The organism is Paenibacillus sp. Paensp111, from assembly GCF_059492195.1.
In genome coordinates, this window is sequence record NZ_CP168527.1 from 3617005 (window position 1) to 3634487 (window position 17483).

Here is a 17483-nt window from a genome sequence, read left to right on the forward strand (position 1 = left end):
AGTTTTGCAATAGTCTCTTTACATTTATTTCATTCAGATCTCCTCCCCCCTGTCTAAATACCAAAAAACCCGCGTTATCCCTTAGGCTCTCGCGAGTTTCTTGGTATTCTTGGACCGGTACATTTCCCGGTCGGCTTCAAGGAATAGATAATCCATCTGCTGCAGAGAATGCTCGCTATAGGCATATCCAAGCGAAATATCCATGTTCAGGTCTGGACGCTCCATCCGGAATAGAGCCACACTTTGCTTGAGATCCTGAACCAGCTTGTTCACCTCATAAAGCGTCTTGCCAATCACTAATATGGCGAACTCGTCTCCGCCAACCCGGCAGACCATCACTTCTTCAGACACCAGCCTGCTGAGCAGTCCTGCTGCCTCTTTGATGTACAAGTCACCCATAATATGACCAAAGTTATCGTTCACATACTTCAGATTATCCATATCACAGACAATGATCGCCGCGGGGGCATCTACCTTCACATCATAGTGGGAGACCAGAATCTCGAAATGCTCCCGGTTATATAGACCGGTCATGGAATCATGGGCGATCCGGTATTCCAAGTACTGCTGGTATTCCAGCCTCTCCTGAGCAGGCCTCACAATTCCTTGAACAGCTGTAAGCTTACCCTCTTCATAGACGGGGGTTGCCAGCTCCTCATACCACCTGTAATGTCCATAACAGTCCTTAATCCTATACAGAATCGACTGCTCGAAATCAAATTCAGCATTCAGCTTCTGATAGAACTGATTCATATCCTCGGGATGTATCCGGAGAAACACCAGCTGCGGGTTATCCAGACCTGATATCTGATGTTCCGGCTCCATTAAACGGTCAAGCGGGGCATATACATATTTATATCTGCGAACAGGCTCAAGCTCCAAATAGTACACAATATCCCGAGTGCCTTCAAGGAGTTCAACTGCTCTTATGTCATCGCTGCAGGTGCGCCTGCTTCCTCCTGACCGAATTCTCATTGCCACCCCCAATACAAGGGCACTAAGGAATACACCTGATAGAAAAGAGATCCACCACATTTCATCACCTTCTGCAATCGATTTCATTATTTCACTTTCTCAAAGAACAATCCGCAGATTCTTAGATCTTATGTATAGTGAGCTTAATTCTAATGACTCCTCTGCGGTTCCGACGTTGGAGTAGGGGTCTGCACGAGCTCGGCGGGTAATCATATACCAATTTGTTCAACGAGGAGGTCGAACTGAGTCTATCAGAGGATATTCTCTCATCTGTCTTGTATGACTTACGGGCTCATCTACATCAAACTTTTGAACTAATTCATGGGGTTTAGTACTATATTCGACCTATACCCATGGAATTCCTCGTCCTAATCTCTCATACAATGGAAAAAATTAATTTTTTTAATTTTTCTCCATATGCAAAAAAAGAGGCTGTCTCCCGGCAATCCATACTTTCCGAGGGACAGTCTCTCTCGATCCTGAATTCAGCTAGATCTTCAGGATCCTTATTCTTAATGGAATTAATAATCGCTCCAGACTACTTGAATTTCTTCCAATCCATACTGCTGCTGCCCAGTAAGTGCTCAAAGTCATTCTCCAGACGCTTCTGCTCTGCTTTGCGTGCTTCTTCCGCCTGCTGGCGAGCTTCCTCCTGACGTCTCTGCTCATCTGCCTTCATCTCGGCCGCTTGAGCCTGAAGCTTGCTTAGAACTTCGCTGCTGAGGAGGTCCTTCAGCGTAGCAGGTTTGTCTTCCGCACGTGCGGGCACAGCCGGACGGATTTTCTTTTTGGCCATTATATTCACCTCGTTAACCTTTGCTATAGTTAGTTATATTATATAGCAGCCCCTTAACTCAAGTAAGATTAACGGGGAATATTCCATTTATTCCTCAATACTAGAAGGTAATTTAGTTATGGTAACGTCATAGGCGCTGTAGATAACTCCGTTTATCGGATCTCCATGAGCAATAATTTGGCGGAAATCAGAAACACTGGAATTATCACTAGCTTTCTTCAAATTGACAAACGAGTAACTTCTCATTCCAACCTGATATATATTTGCGTAGGCTACAATCGAACCATTATCAGAAATAGAAACCTTATCGCCCGCAATGATATTGGGATTCATTATTACGCCCATCTGCCCAATTGCAGACGCAAGCAAATAAGCTTGACCAGCACTAAATGTAATTGAGTCCGCTAATTCCGCTTCAGCTGCCACCGCTCCGGTTGCTGCGCTCTCGATCGGTGCTCCCTTGACTGATCCCGTACTAGCCACAGGAGTGACCTCAAAGCTTATATACTTTCCTACGTCCTCGGAGACTAAAGTATACGTGTTAGAGTTAGCTCCGCTGATTACTGCTTTATTCGTACCCACTGCATCATCCGCACGATACCACTTGAATTCAGATGCGCCTTGGCTATCACCCTCGTAATCGAAGTAAGCATAGCCTGCAGTTAACGTCTGACCCACCTTCGCTGTTCCGCTAACTTTTACATTTTGTGCCAAGGGGGCTTGGTTAGATGATTTGATCATTATTTTATAATCTTTATTATGTTCCCCGTTTTCAGAGAATACAGTTAATGTATAAACCTTTCCAAACTCCAATACCTGAACAGCATCTAAGGGAGTCGTTAGTGATTCACCAAACACTTCATAAGTCTGCTCCGATTTGTCTGTGGATGCAATCCAGTCCTTTAGTGTCCCTACCGTAACGGCTGCTTCAGTCTGCCCGACCAAGATGGTCTGATCTTCAATCGTTTGTGTAATGAAGCCATCAAGGGTAATACCAACTTCCGAACTTTCAGCGGGCCCTTGCATAGTTATAACCTTGTCTTTGTAGCCTGTCGCTTTGATGGTAACCACTAAGGTGTTCCCAGGACGTATAGGTTCAAATTCCAAGTGTCCTGTTGAGAAATCAAACACCTCTAAAGGAATCTCTAAACTTTCGCCCCCGTTCTCTTTAACAGAGATGCTGTTAATCTTGCTTGTCCATGCTGTATCCACTGCAAAAGAGAACGAAATACCCTCGCGGGTAACCGTGGTGTTCACCTCTGGCGGTGTCAACAAGCTAGAACCCGGAGATGGAATCGGTGTTGAATCCGGTACTGGCGTTGGTACGGGTACTGGTGTAGGTACGGGTACTGGTGTAGGTGTTTTTGCCGACTCTTCTTTTTTCTCGTTCAGCTCGGTTTTGACTGTGATGAATTTGGAAGCTACCAGAGCAACCTCTTGGCGCTGAGCACTTTTACCTGGCGAAAAAGTATTGTCACCTACGCCTTTGATCAATCCGGCTTCTACCGCGAAACCAACGGCGTCCTTCGCATAAGCAGCAATTTGATTGGCATCGCTGAACTTGATTTTCTCTCCATATCCAGCCGCATCTACACCTAAAGCTCTGACGAATAGCACAGCCATCTGTTCCCTTGATAACAGATCCGACCCTTTAAATTCACCGTTGGAATACCCTTTGATGAGACCTGCTCGTACAGCGGCTTCGATATAAGCGAACTCTTTATTGGTAGATGGCACATCTTTGAAGGTTGCCTTTACAGGTGCTTCATTTACATTAAGCTTGAGCGCTTTCGCCAGAATAATAGCGAACTCTTGTCTTGTAATTAAGCCGTAAGGGTTGAACTTCTCTCCTCCAACCCCGTTGACAATTCCTGCATTAGCGAGCTCCAGGATGGCATTCTTGGCATAAGAGTTCGAGATATCCGTAAATGTCGTGGCAGCCGCAAACGCCTGATTACTGAATAACGGACCTGCCAGAAGTGCTGAACTTAGAACCAGACTGGTTAACTTTTTCGTATTCTTCATAGATGCCTTTTTCCACCTTTAGCAATAGTATTTATAGTCTGCATATATATCGGTGGATTTAGATAAAATTTACAGTCATTTAGGAAAATTATGCCGAATAAAGTAATTAAATGACGAATTATCAAACTAATTAAGTTGGATCTATTGTAAAAGGGCTATAAAACGGAAGGACGCTAGAGTTTCCACGCGGCCATCTGTCCCCTATCCCGTTTTATTTTCTCAAAAAAGGTTTATCTTCCTCCTAAATAAAGTAAAATCAATCTTAAGTCTATTCCACTTTAGAAGGGAAGGCGTTCCGTTGATTGATTATTTTAGCGTAGAAGAAGCAGGCTCTTTCAAAGCCTTCTCCACATCTCACCTGGTTACTCTGGGTGTGTTCCTCTTCAGCCTCCTGCTTCTCTATAGCTGCCGAAGATGGCTTCAGAGACCTTCAAGAAGCCGAACCGGGCGGTATGTACTGGCCGGAATTCTGATCTTGTGTGAGCTCTCCCTCAATGTCTGGTACATCTGGGGCAATAGGTTTGATGTGAGAGATACTTTGCCGCTGGAGCTGTGCAGTATATCTCTGTATCTGTGTGTATTCATGCTGCTGTTCAAGAGCCGATTTATCTTCCAGATCGTATATTTTACAGGCATTGGAGGGGCACTGCAGGCCATCCTGACTCCTGCCTTGTCCTATCCTTACCCGCACTTCAGGTTCATCGAGTTCTTCCTAGCCCATATTGCAATCATTCTAGCTGCACTTTATATGGTGTGGGTAGAGGGGTTCAGGCCAACTCTGAAGTCGGTCGGTATCACGATGATCTTCCTGAACATTCTGCTAGTCCTGATCCTGTTCATCAATCATCTGACGGGCGGCAATTACATGTTCTTATCCCATAAGCCCGAGACGGCTTCCTTAATGGACTTTCTGGGTCCCTATCCCTGGTATATTGTCTCCCTGGAGACCGTGGCCTGCATCTTGTTCCTCCTGCTGTATATGCCTTTCGCCTTCTCTGCGGCCCGCGGCAAGAGGAACAAGCAGCAGCTGAATGCCTAGGCTGTTATTCCAGCTTCCCGAAGTCCATCCACTCTCCGTCCTGCGGAATGTGGACCGAGGAACCGAGTCCCTCAGAGGCCACCCGGGCCCCTAGGTCGTCACGGGTGACGAGGCAGTGGTTAATCGCCTCCATATGTACTGCGACAATTCGGGTGTAAGGGGCACAGCGTGCGAGCTGGATCACATCCTGCTCATTCATAATAATCGGGTCCCCGGTGATAAACCTGGCGCCGCCCGCATGAACTACTGTAACTTGAGGCTGGAACTTGCCTAGCGCCTCCTCAACTTCATCACACCAAATGGTATCACCGGCAAGGTACAAATCTGGCTCTCCCTCGGCCTTAAGAACATAACCGGATACCTGTCCCATTCTCAGTCCAATCTCTCCCGTCCCGTGCTGACCTGAAGTCCGGTGTATCTGAATCTGCTGAATATGGGCCGTAGACTCTACAGGCTGAACCCGGCTGAATCCGGCTGCCCGAAGAATCTCTTCATCACCAGGCTGACAGAAGACAGCCGCAGATTTGTTCACTGCCTTGGCGGCAGCTGGATCCCAGTGGTCTAGATGCAGGTGGCTGACCAGCACCAGGTCAGGATTAGACAGCAGGTGCATGCCTACCGGAAGAGGGACGAGAGGATTTCGTCTGTCGTTGGATGAGTTCATGATCGGGGGATTAGCCCCCGCTTCGCTGAACATAGGATCAACCAGTATGGTAAGTCCCGCATATTCAATCCATAGTGTCGCATTGCGGATCAGTTGTATTCTCATCTTCATCTACTCCTTCTTTGTGGTTATGCTTTAATTATAGAAAATGAGGATCATGCTGGCATATAACCGGGTGAAATGAATCTCACGTTAATTTTTTCAAAGTGAAAGGAATTTATCTTCTATGACCTTAAGTGCAATTGACGAGATTGATCTGAAGATTCTGAATTGTCTCCTGCAAAATGCGATGCTCTCCCACCGCGAAATCGGAGAGAGTGTTCATCTGACAGGCCAGGCTGTAGGCAGCCGGATCCGCAAGCTGCAGGAGCATGGAATCGTAGAAGGCTATACTGTTCGCTGGAATCCAGAGAAGATTGGCTTGTCTGTGCACGCCTTTGTTACGGTATTCCTTAAATCCGGGCCCGCTCATCAGACGTTCCAGGAATTCGCTCGGCAGCGGGAAGACATCACCGAGATGCACCGGGTTAGCGGTGAGGGCTGTTACTGGCTTCGTGTGCGTACAAGAACCCAAGAGCAGCTCAGCCAGCTGCTCGATGATCTTCTAGCCTATGGGAATTACAAATTAAGCCTATCCATTGGACAGATCAAATAAGGCAAAAAAAGCCCGGATATCCTATATGGATTCCGGACCGGGTTTCGAGGCGGAAAGCACCGAGGCCTCCTGCTTCTTGAAGCGTCTGAACAGGACGAATACCAGCAAAAATAAAATCATCACAAAGGAAGAATACCGGTACATTTGCGAGTAGCTCGTCGCGGAGGCGACTACACCCAGAAGCATGGAGCCGACCGCCACGCCTAGATCGAGTGAATTGTAGTAAAGGCTGTTCACCATGCCGTGCTGCTTCGGCGGGGTCTCACGCAGCATCCAGGCCTGCGTGGTGGGCTGGATAGCACCAAAGCCAAGCCCATACAGCAGCGCTGACACAATAAGCAGCGAAAGGGAATGCGTGAACGAGAGCGCAAGCAGGCTTGCGAAGACCACAAGCGAAGCCGGAATCAGCACGGCAGCCGGACCTCTGCTGTCGAATATGCGGCCAGAGATCGGCCTAATGACAAGCACAGTAAAGGCATTGAACAAGAAGAACAAGCCGATCTGAGCCAGATGGATTTCTGCTCCGAATAAAGCAAGGAAACCTAACAGCCCGCCGTAAGTCACGGAAATGAGCATATTCAGCGCCGCCGGAAGAATAATGCTCTTCGGAAAAGGGAGCTTGGCGGCGTGAGGCTCCCCTGCCGCAGGCGCTGTGGCCGGCTGAGGAGGAATGCTTCTGGTGAACAGCAGCAGGGGAATAATTAACCCCACTGCCACAGTTCCCAGCAGCGTGAGCCACGGAAATCCGAATCCAGACAGCACGGATAATCCAATCATAGGTCCAATGGACATGGCCAGACTAGTGGATAACCCGAAATAGCCTATCCCTTCACCAATCCGGTGTTTGGGAATAATCTGCGATACGAGCGTAGGCATTACCGTACTTGCCATCCCGAACCCTACTCCAAAGGCGATGCGCAGCAAGAGAAGCAGAAGCATGGTATTCGCGAACGAATACAGCGCTGTAGCTGCGCCTGCAATAATCAATCCGGTAATGAGCACCGCATTCCGGTGAACTTTTCGCATAACGGGAATCATGACGAACCGGGTTACTATGGCTGCCAAGGCGAACAAGCTCGTCACCAGACTAACGGTGAAATCGCCCGGGTGGAACCGTTCCTTCGCGTAGGTCGGGAACGGAGCCAGCAGCATTTGAAGACATAAAAACAGCAGCAAATAACTTATTGTCAGCATGATGAACGATTTCGTCCACAGCTTCTCTCTTTGATGATCCTGATCCATATTGATCGTTAATCACTCCTTCTTCTCTCTCTCTATCATCTCGTCCGCTTTCACGGTAATCTGCCGTAGCAGCTTCAATAACAGCTTGGATTCTTCGCCTGAGAACTCCTCCGTTATTTCTTCAAGCACCTGATGTTCTATCGGTTCCGTATGCCTTATTACCGTCCTTCCCTCATCGGTAATGAAGATGAAGAACGAACGGCGGTCATTCTCCCCGCATACCTTCCGTATAAACCCTTTCTCTTCGAGAGCAGTAAGGATTCGGGTAGTTGTAGGTTTGTCCTTTCCTGAACGTTCTCCAATCTCTTTCTGGATCTGACCGTCCTTCTCCCATATCCGGTACAATACAGACCACTGCTCCGGGGTGATATGGTAATCCCGCATACGCTGCTGCAGAATGAGGGACAGCTTACGATAAGCAATTCCCAGGTGAAAACCGATAGATTCATCAAGCGGACTATTCAAGATTTTTCTCTCCATCCATAATAGTTGTCACAACAACTATATTACGAATTTCTCTTGTTGTCAATTTGGAGGACTGTCCCTCCGCGCACGCAAAAGCCCGCATTCCTTAGCAGGAACTGCGGACTTTTAACTTGGCGGATAGTTAATCTTATTTCAAGAAATACTTATCAATCATTTCAGAGATAACCTGACTCTTGATCGGCTTGGTGATGTAATCCTGCATTCCCGCCTCAAGACACCGGCCCCTGTCGTCCTTGAGCACATTCGCTGTCACAGCGATAATAACAGGGACTTTACCCGGGGGTAGAGTCTCATGCAATATCTTGGTGGCTTCAAGTCCGTTCATTCCCGGCATATGCATATCCATAAAGATAAGATCAAAGGTTTGATAAGCCACTGTCTGAATAACCTCAAGACCGTTGTTCACGATGACTACGCTGTGACCCATGTTCTCAAGCATTTTTCTCAGGACCAGCTGGTTAATATCGTTATCCTCCGCTACAAGGATCTTCAGCTTCAGCTGGGAGTGAACCTCTTCGGCGCCTTCCCCTCCGGGATTTGCTGCATCCGAACTGCCCTTCACTCGCTGAAAACTTAACGTAAATACGAATGTGGCACCCGGCCCATCACTCGGCTCGACATGGATCTCCCCGCCGAGCATCTCAACCAGCTTTTTGGTAATCGCAAGCCCCAGGCCTGTGCCTTCATACTTCCGGTTCATGAAGTTATCCAGCTGATGGAAAGGCTGGAACAAATACTGGATCTTGTCCTCAGGGATCCCGATTCCAGTATCCTTTACCCTAAATTCAAGAAGCGTATGTCTCTCACAGCTGGAATGCAGATCAACGCTTAGTGACACCCCGCCGTTATAAGTGAATTTGATCGAATTACCTAACAGATTAACTAAGATCTGTCTCAAGCGATCAGGATCTCCAATCAGCTTATCCGGCACACTTTCCGAGACGGAAAGGTTCATACGCAGCCCCTTCTGATCTGCTCTCGCACGAAGCATGTCCATCGCTTCCCTCATCGTGTCCCTTAGTCCAAATTCAGCTTGATGCAGAACTGTCTTCCCTGACTCGATTTTGGCAAAGTCCAGAATGTCATTAATAATAGCCAGCAGGGAATCCCCGCTCTTGCGGATAATCTCTACAAATTCACGCTGGGTATCGTCAAGATCCGTCGTCTCCAGCAGAAGATCCGTCATCCCGATCACACCGTTCATCGGAGTGCGGATTTCATGACTCATCATCGCCAGGAACTCACTCTTGGCTTTATTCGTGTTCTCGGCTGCTTCTTTGGCGGCAATCAGCCTTTTCTGCTCGGTCATATCCTTTGCGATGACATAGAAGCCCACATTCTTGTTGTTAATAATAATGGGAGCAATGGTAGTCAGCACCTCGGTGACATGACCGTCTCTGTGCGCTAAGGTATCAATATTCCGCTCAACCGTGTTATCCTTCAGAGCATGATGAAGGATGTCTCTCAGATGCTTAATTCCGATGAATCGGGAGAAGCTCGTCCCGGCTATTTCCTTAATCCTGTAACCGGTCAGCTGCTCGGCTACGGCATTGCAATTAATAATATTCCCTTCGAGATCGAGTGAAATTACAGCATCATGATTATATTTCTTCAAAGAGTTGTATCTCTCTACGCTCTCTTGTAATTTAAGCTGGTCCTGCTTGCGCTCCGTTATGTCCTGAACCGTTCCCATAATGGTCTTGGGCAGCTTGCCGTCCTGCCCATATGTGACAATTCCACGCAGATCCAAGTACTGGGCTCCCCCATCCGGCCGGATCAAGTTAAGCTCAAATTTGAATTCCCTGTTCCGAATCGCATCATTAAAGATCCCCTTAAAGCGTTCCTTCTCTCCCTCAGGGACCAAATCCATAACCTCATATACTTTCAGAGGATCCTTGTCACGGGGGATTCCGCATATTGAATACACCTGTTCCGAACAGATAATAGTATTTCTATCTACATCCCACTCCCAGCTCCCTATGGAGGCGATCCGCATCGTCTGGGCCAAGAGCTCCTCGCGGTCCTGCATGTTCTTGCCAACATGATAATCAGACGACACGAACATAATAAAATAAGGCGGAAGATCTTCCTCCTCCCTCTTAACCAAAGAGATGGCTACCTGAGCCAAAATAACGCTTCCATCTTTGCGAATAAGCTTATGCTCCAGATTAAGAGCGGTGTGCTCTTCCTCGTGCAGCCTCTTTGCCTTGGCGTAGCTATCTGCATATTCCTCCTGATAGGTAATCTCTCTCATATTCAAGTTAAGCAGTTCCTCACGGGTGTACCCAAGGAGCTTGCAGAGGGCCGGATTAACTTGAAGCCATTTTCCATCCGCCGAGATAAATGCAATGCCTGTTGGTGATAAAGCATAAACTTGTTCATAATCAGGATATTGCTGAAGCAAATCATTATGCATAATACGCCTCCAACCAATGAAGTATATAGAATGAGCTATGGGGCTAGACAAGTTCACTTTTTCTAATAGATATCAGACAACTCATAAATTGTCAATTTACATTTTCTATGTAGCAGCGCATCGGTCCTCACTTGTATAACCCCCTGGATAGATGCTACTATATAAATGAAAGTAACTTCTCATATCATTCAGATCAAAAATCAGAGGAGCGTGAAGAGAAATGAGTTGGACTGAAATTTCAACTATAGATGAATGGAATCAAATTCTGGAGCAATCCAGCAGCCGGGGACAGCTGGTTCTGAAGCACAGCACTACCTGCCCGGTTAGCGCGAACGCACTCAAGGAATTCAATCAATTCGTTGAGGCTAATCCTAGTACAGATGTAGATTACTACCTGGTCAAGGTTATTGAATCTCGCCCTGTCTCCAATCAAATTGCTGAGGATCTGGGCGTGAAGCATGAGTCTCCTCAGGTTATATTTGTGAAGGATAAAGCTAAGTATTGGACAGCCTCCCACTGGTCTGTGACGAATGCCCATATTGCAGCCGTACTGAATTAATTCTTAGCTATGGAATATACCAAAAAAAGCCCGGCATCATGAAACATATGATGCCGGGCTTTCCTATGAGCCTTCGTTAGCTCCTTATTGCCCTCCCCTACCGCTTCGGGAGCAGCTTGACATATTCATCTGATAAACTCATCAGCTTCAATATATAATCGTAATCCTTCTTGTAAGGTGCAAGGTCAGTGATCGGCTGCATCGTCTTAAGAGAGACGGCCGTCCCGTCATCGAACCCTTGTCCGGGAACGAAGAGGATCTCATTGTTGAAGAAGGACCCTGTCGGCAGATAGTATCGCATTCCTACCACGTTCTGATCAATATTCAGCAGATCATGACCGAATGCAGTGAACTTCTCATCCTTCAGCGATATTCCGAGCAAATTGGCTACTGTAGGCATAATGTCGAGCTGACCGCCAACCTGGTTTATCACTTTCCCCTGAGTCTCTCCGGGCAGATGGATGAGCAGCGGAATATTGAACCGCGTAATTCGCGGGTCATAATGAATTCCGAGCTGCTGGCTCACGACAGCCGGATCATTGTCCTGCGGCTGCAGTCCGAAATGATCTCCGTACAGCACAAGCACTGTATTCTCCCACATTCCATTCGCCTTCAAGCGGTCAATCAGCGTTCCTACCGCATAATCGGTATAGTTCACTGCCTGAATATAATCACCTAGCTGCGTTCCCTTCATGGAAGCCGGGAGGGTTATCCGACTACGGTCGTCCGGAACCTTGAACGGAAAATGGCTGGATACCGTTACAAATTGTCCATAAAAGGACTTTCCGGCCTGGCTAACGGCTGACAGCTTATCAACACCCACGCGGTACAGTTCCTCGTCTGAAGCCCCGAATTCATTAAAATGGTCATTATTATAAAATGGCTTATCATAATAATGATCAAAATTCAGCGCCGGATACAGCTTGCTCCGGTCCCAGAAGCTGACATCGTTCACGTGGAAGGTATTCGCTTCGTAATGATATTTTTGCAGCAGTCTCGGTAGACTTGGCAGTACCCTGTCTCCATAACCGGTTGACATCGCTACGGTACCCGTTGGATAAATCGACGTATTGGACATGAACTCGGCATCCGAGGTATTGCCCTGGCCTATCTCCTGGAAGACATGCGGGAAGTACATGCCCTCGGAAGCCAGCTTATTCAGTACAGGAGTGACCTCCTGCCCTCCAAGCTTCAAATGGATCGGAAAGTTCTGAAAGGCCTCCATCTGTACAATAATCACATTCTTGCCCTTAGCCGCACCAAAGTAATCTGGTTTCTTCCCTGCTGTCTTCTTAGCCGAAGACTGGTAAGGATAAGACGATTGCAGCTGATTGATCCTGCTTATGGTGTCGTTGATATTCCCATTCTCGATCGCGAGACTCTCATCTCTGGCCTTCAAAGCCGCTGCAACCTGGTAATCGAAGAATCCCAGATTCTCGGCCTGAACCAGCTCATTCGTAATGGACCGTCCAGAACGAATGTACTGTGCTGAGACCAGCACACTGATTACTGCAATAAGGGCAACCCCTATTTTCCAGACCGGTCTTCGTCCTGCAATCCGAACTCCTCTTACCCGGTTCACTATCCAAATACAGGCAAACACGACAACATCGGCAAAAAAGATAAAATCAGTCCAGGTTATCGTGGATTGAATACTCGACTGAATCTTGGTTACCTGATGCAGTTCATTCAGCGCGGTATAGGTGGGCACAGAATTGAAATGCTCAAAATATAACGTAGATGAGAATAAGAGCAGAGAGAAAATCAGATTAAACACCCAGTATACCGGCCCCTTGATTCGGGCAGGCGTGACAAACTCCAATATAGAAAGCATTGCCAGAAGGGCAAGTGCATCTGTTAGCAGCCTTGCAACCTCAACCCCGGCAAAGAAAAAATAACGTAAAAGTACAAGCTTCAAAAAAAGCAGCACAAACACGACAAAAAAAGGCGTTCTGTGGTAAGCGCCCCTGTTCTTTTCCATACTCACTACCTTAACCTCTCTACTTAGGATGAAATCTAGTATACCACTAAATAGAACATTAAGGCTACTTTCCAGATCATAGGAAAAAGCCCCCGACACCCGGCAGATTCAAGGATCAGCTGGGATCAGAGGCTTGCTAGTTATATAAAATTAGTTCTTGCTAAGAACGTCTGTGAGAACAGGAACGATCTGGGATTTACGGGATACTACACCTTTCAGCACAGCTTTGTTGTCATCCAGCTTCACATTGTAAGCTTTCTCAACAGCTGCAGCCTGCTTGCCGAGTGCAAGACCGATCGAATCATTGTTCAAAATATCAGTTACCACGAACAGGAACAGATCAAGGCCCTTTTGCTCGATTACACTGTTCAGTGCAGCTTCTACTTCAGCTTGGCGGGACAGTACATCGTTAGTGTCTACGGCATTGACTTGAGCAATTTCAACTTTGGAGCTGCCCATTTGGAACTCTTTGGAGTCGATGGTAATCAGCTGCTCAATGGTCTTATCGCTCAGGTCCGCACCCGCTTTAAGCATATCAAGACCGTACTTGTCCGCATCTACACCAGCAATTTCAGCAAGCTCACGGGCAGCAGCCACGTCCTGCTCGGTGCAAGTAGGGGATTTGAACAGCAAGGAGTCAGAGATAATGGCAGACAGCATAAGACCCGCGATTTCTTTCTTAATCGTCTTGCCGTTCTCCTTGTACAATTTGTTAAGAATCGTTGCTGTACAGCCAACCGGCTCTGCACGGTAGTACAAAGGACCGCTTGTCTCAAAATTAGCAATACGGTGGTGGTCGATAACTTCAACTACGCGAACCTGATCAATATCGCTTGCACTTTGCTGACGCTCATTGTGGTCAACCAGGATCACTTCTTCAGCTTCATTCGCCACAGTCTCCACTTGGCGTGGTGCTTCCACCTTGAAGAAATCAAGCGCGTACTGAGTCTCGGAGCTTACACTTCCGAGGCGTACAGCTTCAACATCAAGACCTAGCTGCTTCTTCAGATCAGCGTAAGCAATCGCGGAGCAGATTGTATCGGTGTCCGGATTTTTATGACCAAAAATCAAAGTTTTTCCCATTGTAAAATTCCCCTTTGTCAGTTATTAGGCATCTATTCAAGCCTCAGCCTTGCATAGCTATATAGATTATAGCGATAAATCCGCCTTATTCCAATGCCTTTACCCATATTAGTTCACAATCTGCTTCTCCATGCATAGACTGCTCTCCCAATCCGCATATTCTCCATACCTCTCTATGACGTTGTACCCATGCTTGAGATAAAAGTTAACGGCCTCCACCTGCGGCTCCCCCGTCTCCAGCCTGATCGTACGAAAGCCTCTTGTTCCGGCTACTTCCTCCAAATGGGTGAGCACCTGCCGGGCGATGCCCTTGTTGCGGTAAGCAGGATCTACGAAGAAACGCCTCAGCTCGGCAAATCCCTGTTCGGGAAAAGGTAGAAATCCCCCGCATACAACCGGGGTATCGTCTAAGTAGGCTACGGCAAAGTAACCCTTTTGAATCGTCGGATCGCTGAAATCCACTTTGGATATTTCTTCCGGCGGATATTTCGTTAACAGGTACTCATCCAGCTTCAGAATTAATGCAGCAAGGCTCTCATCAAGTGGCAGCACCTGTCTTATCTGAGTTCCAACTCCCATTCTAGTCCTCCTCTCCTCCAGTTAGTGGGCCGTATGGATCGGCTTGTACAAAATATGCTGTGGTCCCTTTGGCCCCATTCTCATCTGGCCTTGATCCCTGAATCCGCATTTAAGATATAAACTGCGCGCCGGCTGATTATGTGCATTCACTGCCAGTACCAGCTGCGCAGTCCCGGGAAAGTGTTCATTCACATACTCCCCCAGCTGATTAAGTCCCTGCTTGGCATAACCTTTGCCCTGATGGGCAAAATTTATAGAGAACGCCCTTACTAGAAGGGAATGCGGCTCGCTTGTATAATCGGTTCGAATCTCTTCTCCATCATACAAGATGAAGAATCCAACCGGAACAGACTCAGCCACAATGACCACAGGATGACGATGCGGATCTGCCGCCGCAAGCGCCAGCATTTCTACAGGCATGCCTGTGAACTGCCGCTGATCTTCTGTCAATTCAAACCGTTCAAGTTCTGCCAGATGAGAGTCGGCCTGATAAGATTCAATTCTTACCCCATTATCCCGAAGATATGGCATGGACATTAATTTTCTCCCCCTATTTGGACTCAGACTCTGTGTATGTTCTGTATTATAACGATAATTTTTGGGCCAAACACCTACTTGACGTTTCCCAATCCTCTCACTATAATAAAAAACCAAATACAGGAAGAAGCGAGTATCAAAGACATGATTCGCCTCAAGGACTGCCCAGAGAGAGAAGTGAGTGGTGTAAGCTTCTCCTGAGACCGGAAGCGAGTTACCCCTTTGTAGCCGTGAATTGGAACCTGCCGATGCGTATGCGGTGGTATTACATTTCACCGACTAATCCCCGTTAATGGATTCTAATCAAGGATCTGCATATCCATGCAGCTACGGTGACGCCGCTGCGAATGGACTGATGCAGATTGAATTAGGGTGGAACCACGAGCTGAACGCACTCGTCCCTTTGCCGGGAAGAGATGTGTTTTTTTGCGTTCAAACCTTGTTGTATCCAAAAAATTATTGGAGGTATCCACCATGGACAAGAAAGAAATTCAAGTATCCCTGCCGGACGGTTCCGTCCGAGTCTACCCGAGTGGGATCACGGTTGAAGAGATTGCCGCCAGTATTAGCCCTGGTCTTAGAAAGGCAGCCATTGCGGGCAAGGTGAACGGCCGAGCCGTGGATCTATCCTGGCCTGCCGACGAGAATTGCCAAGTAGAAATTTTGACTCTGGACAGCGCGGAAGGCCTTGAGATATACCGCCACAGCACAGCTCACCTGATGGCGCAGGCGATCCGGCGCATTTATGGCTCCGAAGCGGTAAAGCTCGGAATTGGTCCCGTGATCCAGGACGGGTTCTACTATGATATCGACCTCGCGAAGCCGCTGTCTGTTCATGATCTAGGGGAGATTGAAAGTGAGATGGAAGCCATTATCCGGGAGGACCTGCCGATTAAACGCCGGGAAGTCAGCCGGGAGGAAGCCATTCAGCTGTTCAGTGAGCTTCAGGAGCCGCTTAAGCTGGCGCTTATTCATGACCTGCCTGCAGAAGCCGTCATTTCACTCTATGAACAAGGCGAATTTGTGGATTTGTGCCGCGGTCCACATCTTCCATCTACAGGCCGGATCAGAGCATTCAAGCTGCAAAGTGTAGCCGGTGCCTACTGGCGCGGAGATTCCAAGAATAAGATGCTTCAGCGGATCTACGGCACGGCTTTCCCGAAGAAGAGCCAGCTGGATGAGCATCTGCACCTCCTCGAGGAAGCGCGCAAGCGGGATCACCGCAAGCTCGGCAAGGAGCTGGAGCTGTTCATGTTCTCGGAGGAGGCGCCCGGCATGCCTTTCTATCTGCCGAACGGTATGGTCATTCGGACCGAGCTCGAGAATTTCTCTCGCGAGGCCCAGCATCACTATGAATACGATGAGGTCCGAACTCCCTTCATGATGAACAAGGTGATGTGGGAGCAATCGGGCCACTGGGATCATTACAAGGACAATATGTATTTCAGCAAGGTGGATGAGACCGAGTTCGCCCTGAAGCCGATGAACTGTCCCGGCCACATGCTGATCTTCAAGAACAGCCTGCGCTCTTACCGTGACCTCCCGATCCGGCTCGCCGAATTCGGTCAGGTCCATCGCCACGAATTCTCGGGCGCATTGAACGGTATGATGAGAGTTCGGACATTCTGTCAGGATGATGCGCATATCTTCGTACGTCCAGACCAGATTGAAGAAGAGATCAATCAGGTTATCGCACAGATAGGCTATGTCTATCAAGTGTTCGGATTTGAGTACAAGATTGAATTGTCCACACGTCCCGAGGACTCCATGGGCTCCGAGGAACTGTGGAATCAGGCCGAGCAATCCCTGCGGAATGTACTTGACGGAAGAGGTGTAGACTACCGCCTTAATGAAGGCGACGGCGCCTTCTATGGTCCGAAGATTGACTTTCATATCCTTGATGCCCTGGGACGCAGCTGGCAGTGCGGAACAATCCAGCTGGATTTCCAGATGCCTGAGAAGTTCGATCTGACTTATATCGGGGAGGATAATCAGAAGCACCGCCCTGTCGTGATTCACCGCGCCGTGTACGGCTCCATCGACCGGTTCATGGGCATTCTGACTGAGCATTACAGCGGCGCTTTCCCGCTCTGGCTGGCACCGGTTCAGGCCCGGATTATCCCGGTCTCCGAACCTTTCACGGATTATGCCCTCCAGGTCAAAGCCGCGCTTGCCGCAGCCGGCATCCGGGCTGAGGTGGATATCCGTAATGAGAAGCTGGGCTACAAGATCCGCGAAGCCGGTATGAAGAAGGTTCCTTATACGCTCGTTCTTGGAGAGAAGGAGCAGAATTCCGGAACCGTGTCGGTTCGCCAAAGAGCGGCGTGCGCGATTGGCGAGACTTCGCTTGATTCTTTTATCCAGCAGATGAAAGAAGAAATTGCCTCCAGAAAGTAAACATACAGCATACACAAGAACGGTACCTTCGCCTATCTGCGAGAGTACC

Annotated in this window: 15 protein-coding genes; 4 read left to right on the forward strand and 11 right to left on the reverse strand. The window is 48.1% G+C overall.

Features of this window, described 5'->3' with window-relative positions:
* Nucleotides 1–81: 81 nt before the first annotated feature.
* The 3 genes from ACEN86_RS17085 to ACEN86_RS17095 all read right to left on the reverse strand — a co-directional run bounded on the left by ACEN86_RS17085 (nucleotide 82) and on the right by ACEN86_RS17095 (nucleotide 3796).
* Nucleotides 82–975, reverse strand: a complete 894-nt coding sequence (locus ACEN86_RS17085; protein WP_495631739.1) for a sensor domain-containing diguanylate cyclase — start codon at nucleotides 973–975, stop codon at nucleotides 82–84.
* 538 nt (nucleotides 976–1513) lie between these two features.
* Nucleotides 1514–1771: a YqkE family protein gene (locus tag ACEN86_RS17090; RefSeq protein WP_495631740.1), complete on the reverse strand. Its 258-nt coding sequence runs from the start codon at nucleotides 1769–1771 to the stop codon at nucleotides 1514–1516.
* Between the two features lie 87 nt (nucleotides 1772–1858).
* Complete coding sequence (locus tag ACEN86_RS17095) at nucleotides 1859–3796, reverse strand: S-layer homology domain-containing protein (RefSeq protein WP_495631741.1); 1938 nt, start codon at nucleotides 3794–3796, stop codon at nucleotides 1859–1861.
* A gap of 298 nt (nucleotides 3797–4094) precedes the next feature.
* Between ACEN86_RS17095 and ACEN86_RS17100 the strand changes: the two genes are divergently transcribed.
* Nucleotides 4095–4835 carry a YwaF family protein gene (locus ACEN86_RS17100; protein WP_495631742.1) on the forward strand — a complete coding sequence of 247 codons (741 nt, stop codon included), beginning with the start codon at nucleotides 4095–4097 and terminating at the stop codon, nucleotides 4833–4835.
* 4 nt (nucleotides 4836–4839) lie between these two features.
* Here ACEN86_RS17100 and ACEN86_RS17105 read toward each other — a convergent pair whose 3' ends face one another.
* Complete coding sequence (locus ACEN86_RS17105; RefSeq protein ID WP_495631743.1) at nucleotides 4840–5604, reverse strand: MBL fold metallo-hydrolase; 765 nt, start codon at nucleotides 5602–5604, stop codon at nucleotides 4840–4842.
* Between the two features lie 121 nt (nucleotides 5605–5725).
* Here ACEN86_RS17105 and ACEN86_RS17110 point away from each other — a divergent pair, with 121 nt between their 5' ends.
* Nucleotides 5726–6154: an Lrp/AsnC family transcriptional regulator gene (locus ACEN86_RS17110; protein WP_495631744.1), complete on the forward strand. Its 429-nt coding sequence runs from the start codon at nucleotides 5726–5728 to the stop codon at nucleotides 6152–6154.
* Between the two features lie 21 nt (nucleotides 6155–6175).
* On the opposite strand, the gene ACEN86_RS17115 is transcribed toward ACEN86_RS17110, so the two are convergent.
* The 3 genes from ACEN86_RS17115 to ACEN86_RS17125 form a co-directional block, all read right to left on the reverse strand.
* Complete coding sequence (locus ACEN86_RS17115; RefSeq protein WP_495631745.1) at nucleotides 6176–7396, reverse strand: MFS transporter; 1221 nt, start codon at nucleotides 7394–7396, stop codon at nucleotides 6176–6178.
* 12 nt (nucleotides 7397–7408) lie between these two features.
* On the reverse strand, nucleotides 7409–7861 hold the full coding sequence (locus ACEN86_RS17120; RefSeq protein WP_495631746.1) for a MarR family winged helix-turn-helix transcriptional regulator: 453 nt from the start codon (nucleotides 7859–7861) through the stop codon (nucleotides 7409–7411).
* Between the two features lie 148 nt (nucleotides 7862–8009).
* Nucleotides 8010–10298 (reverse strand): PAS domain S-box protein, encoded by a 2289-nt coding sequence (locus ACEN86_RS17125; RefSeq protein WP_495631747.1) that lies wholly within the window; start codon nucleotides 10296–10298, stop codon nucleotides 8010–8012.
* 220 nt (nucleotides 10299–10518) lie between these two features.
* On the opposite strand from ACEN86_RS17125, the gene ytxJ reads away from it, so the two are divergent.
* Entirely contained in the window at nucleotides 10519–10857 is a 339-nt protein-coding gene (gene ytxJ, locus ACEN86_RS17130; RefSeq protein ID WP_495631748.1) for a bacillithiol system redox-active protein YtxJ, read from the forward strand.
* 97 nt (nucleotides 10858–10954) lie between these two features.
* On the opposite strand, the gene ACEN86_RS17135 is transcribed toward ytxJ, so the two are convergent.
* The 4 genes from ACEN86_RS17135 to ACEN86_RS17150 all read right to left on the reverse strand — a co-directional run bounded on the left by ACEN86_RS17135 (nucleotide 10955) and on the right by ACEN86_RS17150 (nucleotide 15037).
* On the reverse strand, nucleotides 10955–12838 hold the full coding sequence (locus ACEN86_RS17135) for an LTA synthase family protein (protein ID WP_495634339.1): 1884 nt from the start codon (nucleotides 12836–12838) through the stop codon (nucleotides 10955–10957).
* 150 nt (nucleotides 12839–12988) lie between these two features.
* Nucleotides 12989–13921, reverse strand: coding sequence for a manganese-dependent inorganic pyrophosphatase (locus ACEN86_RS17140; RefSeq protein ID WP_495631749.1), 933 nt, complete (start codon nucleotides 13919–13921; stop codon nucleotides 12989–12991).
* Between the two features lie 108 nt (nucleotides 13922–14029).
* Nucleotides 14030–14500 (reverse strand): GNAT family N-acetyltransferase, encoded by a 471-nt coding sequence (locus ACEN86_RS17145; protein WP_495631750.1) that lies wholly within the window; start codon nucleotides 14498–14500, stop codon nucleotides 14030–14032.
* 21 nt (nucleotides 14501–14521) lie between these two features.
* A complete protein-coding gene (locus ACEN86_RS17150) occupies nucleotides 14522–15037 on the reverse strand; it encodes a GNAT family N-acetyltransferase (RefSeq protein WP_495631751.1) in 516 nt (171 codons plus the stop codon).
* Nucleotides 15038–15511: 474 nt separating this feature from the next.
* On the opposite strand from ACEN86_RS17150, the gene thrS reads away from it, so the two are divergent.
* Nucleotides 15512–17434 carry a threonine--tRNA ligase gene (thrS, locus tag ACEN86_RS17155; RefSeq protein WP_495631752.1) on the forward strand — a complete coding sequence of 641 codons (1923 nt, stop codon included), beginning with the start codon at nucleotides 15512–15514 and terminating at the stop codon, nucleotides 17432–17434.
* Nucleotides 17435–17483 lie beyond the last annotated feature (49 nt).

Coding starts and splice junctions, on each gene's coding strand:
- ACEN86_RS17115 (WP_495631745.1), bottom strand. CDS start 7,396: ATGGATCAGGATCATCAAAGAGAGAAGCTGTGGACGAAATCGTTCATC.
- ACEN86_RS17140 (WP_495631749.1), bottom strand. CDS start 13,921: ATGGGAAAAACTTTGATTTTTGGTCATAAAAATCCGGACACCGATACA.
- ACEN86_RS17095 (WP_495631741.1), bottom strand. CDS start 3,796: ATGAAGAATACGAAAAAGTTAACCAGTCTGGTTCTAAGTTCAGCACTT.
- ACEN86_RS17150 (WP_495631751.1), bottom strand. CDS start 15,037: ATGTCCATGCCATATCTTCGGGATAATGGGGTAAGAATTGAATCTTAT.
- ACEN86_RS17090 (WP_495631740.1), bottom strand. CDS start 1,771: ATGGCCAAAAAGAAAATCCGTCCGGCTGTGCCCGCACGTGCGGAAGAC.
- thrS (WP_495631752.1), top strand. CDS start 15,512: ATGGACAAGAAAGAAATTCAAGTATCCCTGCCGGACGGTTCCGTCCGA.
- ACEN86_RS17105 (WP_495631743.1), bottom strand. CDS start 5,604: ATGAGAATACAACTGATCCGCAATGCGACACTATGGATTGAATATGCG.
- ACEN86_RS17125 (WP_495631747.1), bottom strand. CDS start 10,298: ATGCATAATGATTTGCTTCAGCAATATCCTGATTATGAACAAGTTTAT.
- ACEN86_RS17085 (WP_495631739.1), bottom strand. CDS start 975: ATGAGAATTCGGTCAGGAGGAAGCAGGCGCACCTGCAGCGATGACATA.
- ACEN86_RS17110 (WP_495631744.1), top strand. CDS start 5,726: ATGACCTTAAGTGCAATTGACGAGATTGATCTGAAGATTCTGAATTGT.
- ytxJ (WP_495631748.1), top strand. CDS start 10,519: ATGAGTTGGACTGAAATTTCAACTATAGATGAATGGAATCAAATTCTG.
- ACEN86_RS17145 (WP_495631750.1), bottom strand. CDS start 14,500: ATGGGAGTTGGAACTCAGATAAGACAGGTGCTGCCACTTGATGAGAGC.
- ACEN86_RS17135 (WP_495634339.1), bottom strand. CDS start 12,838: ATGGAAAAGAACAGGGGCGCTTACCACAGAACGCCTTTTTTTGTCGTG.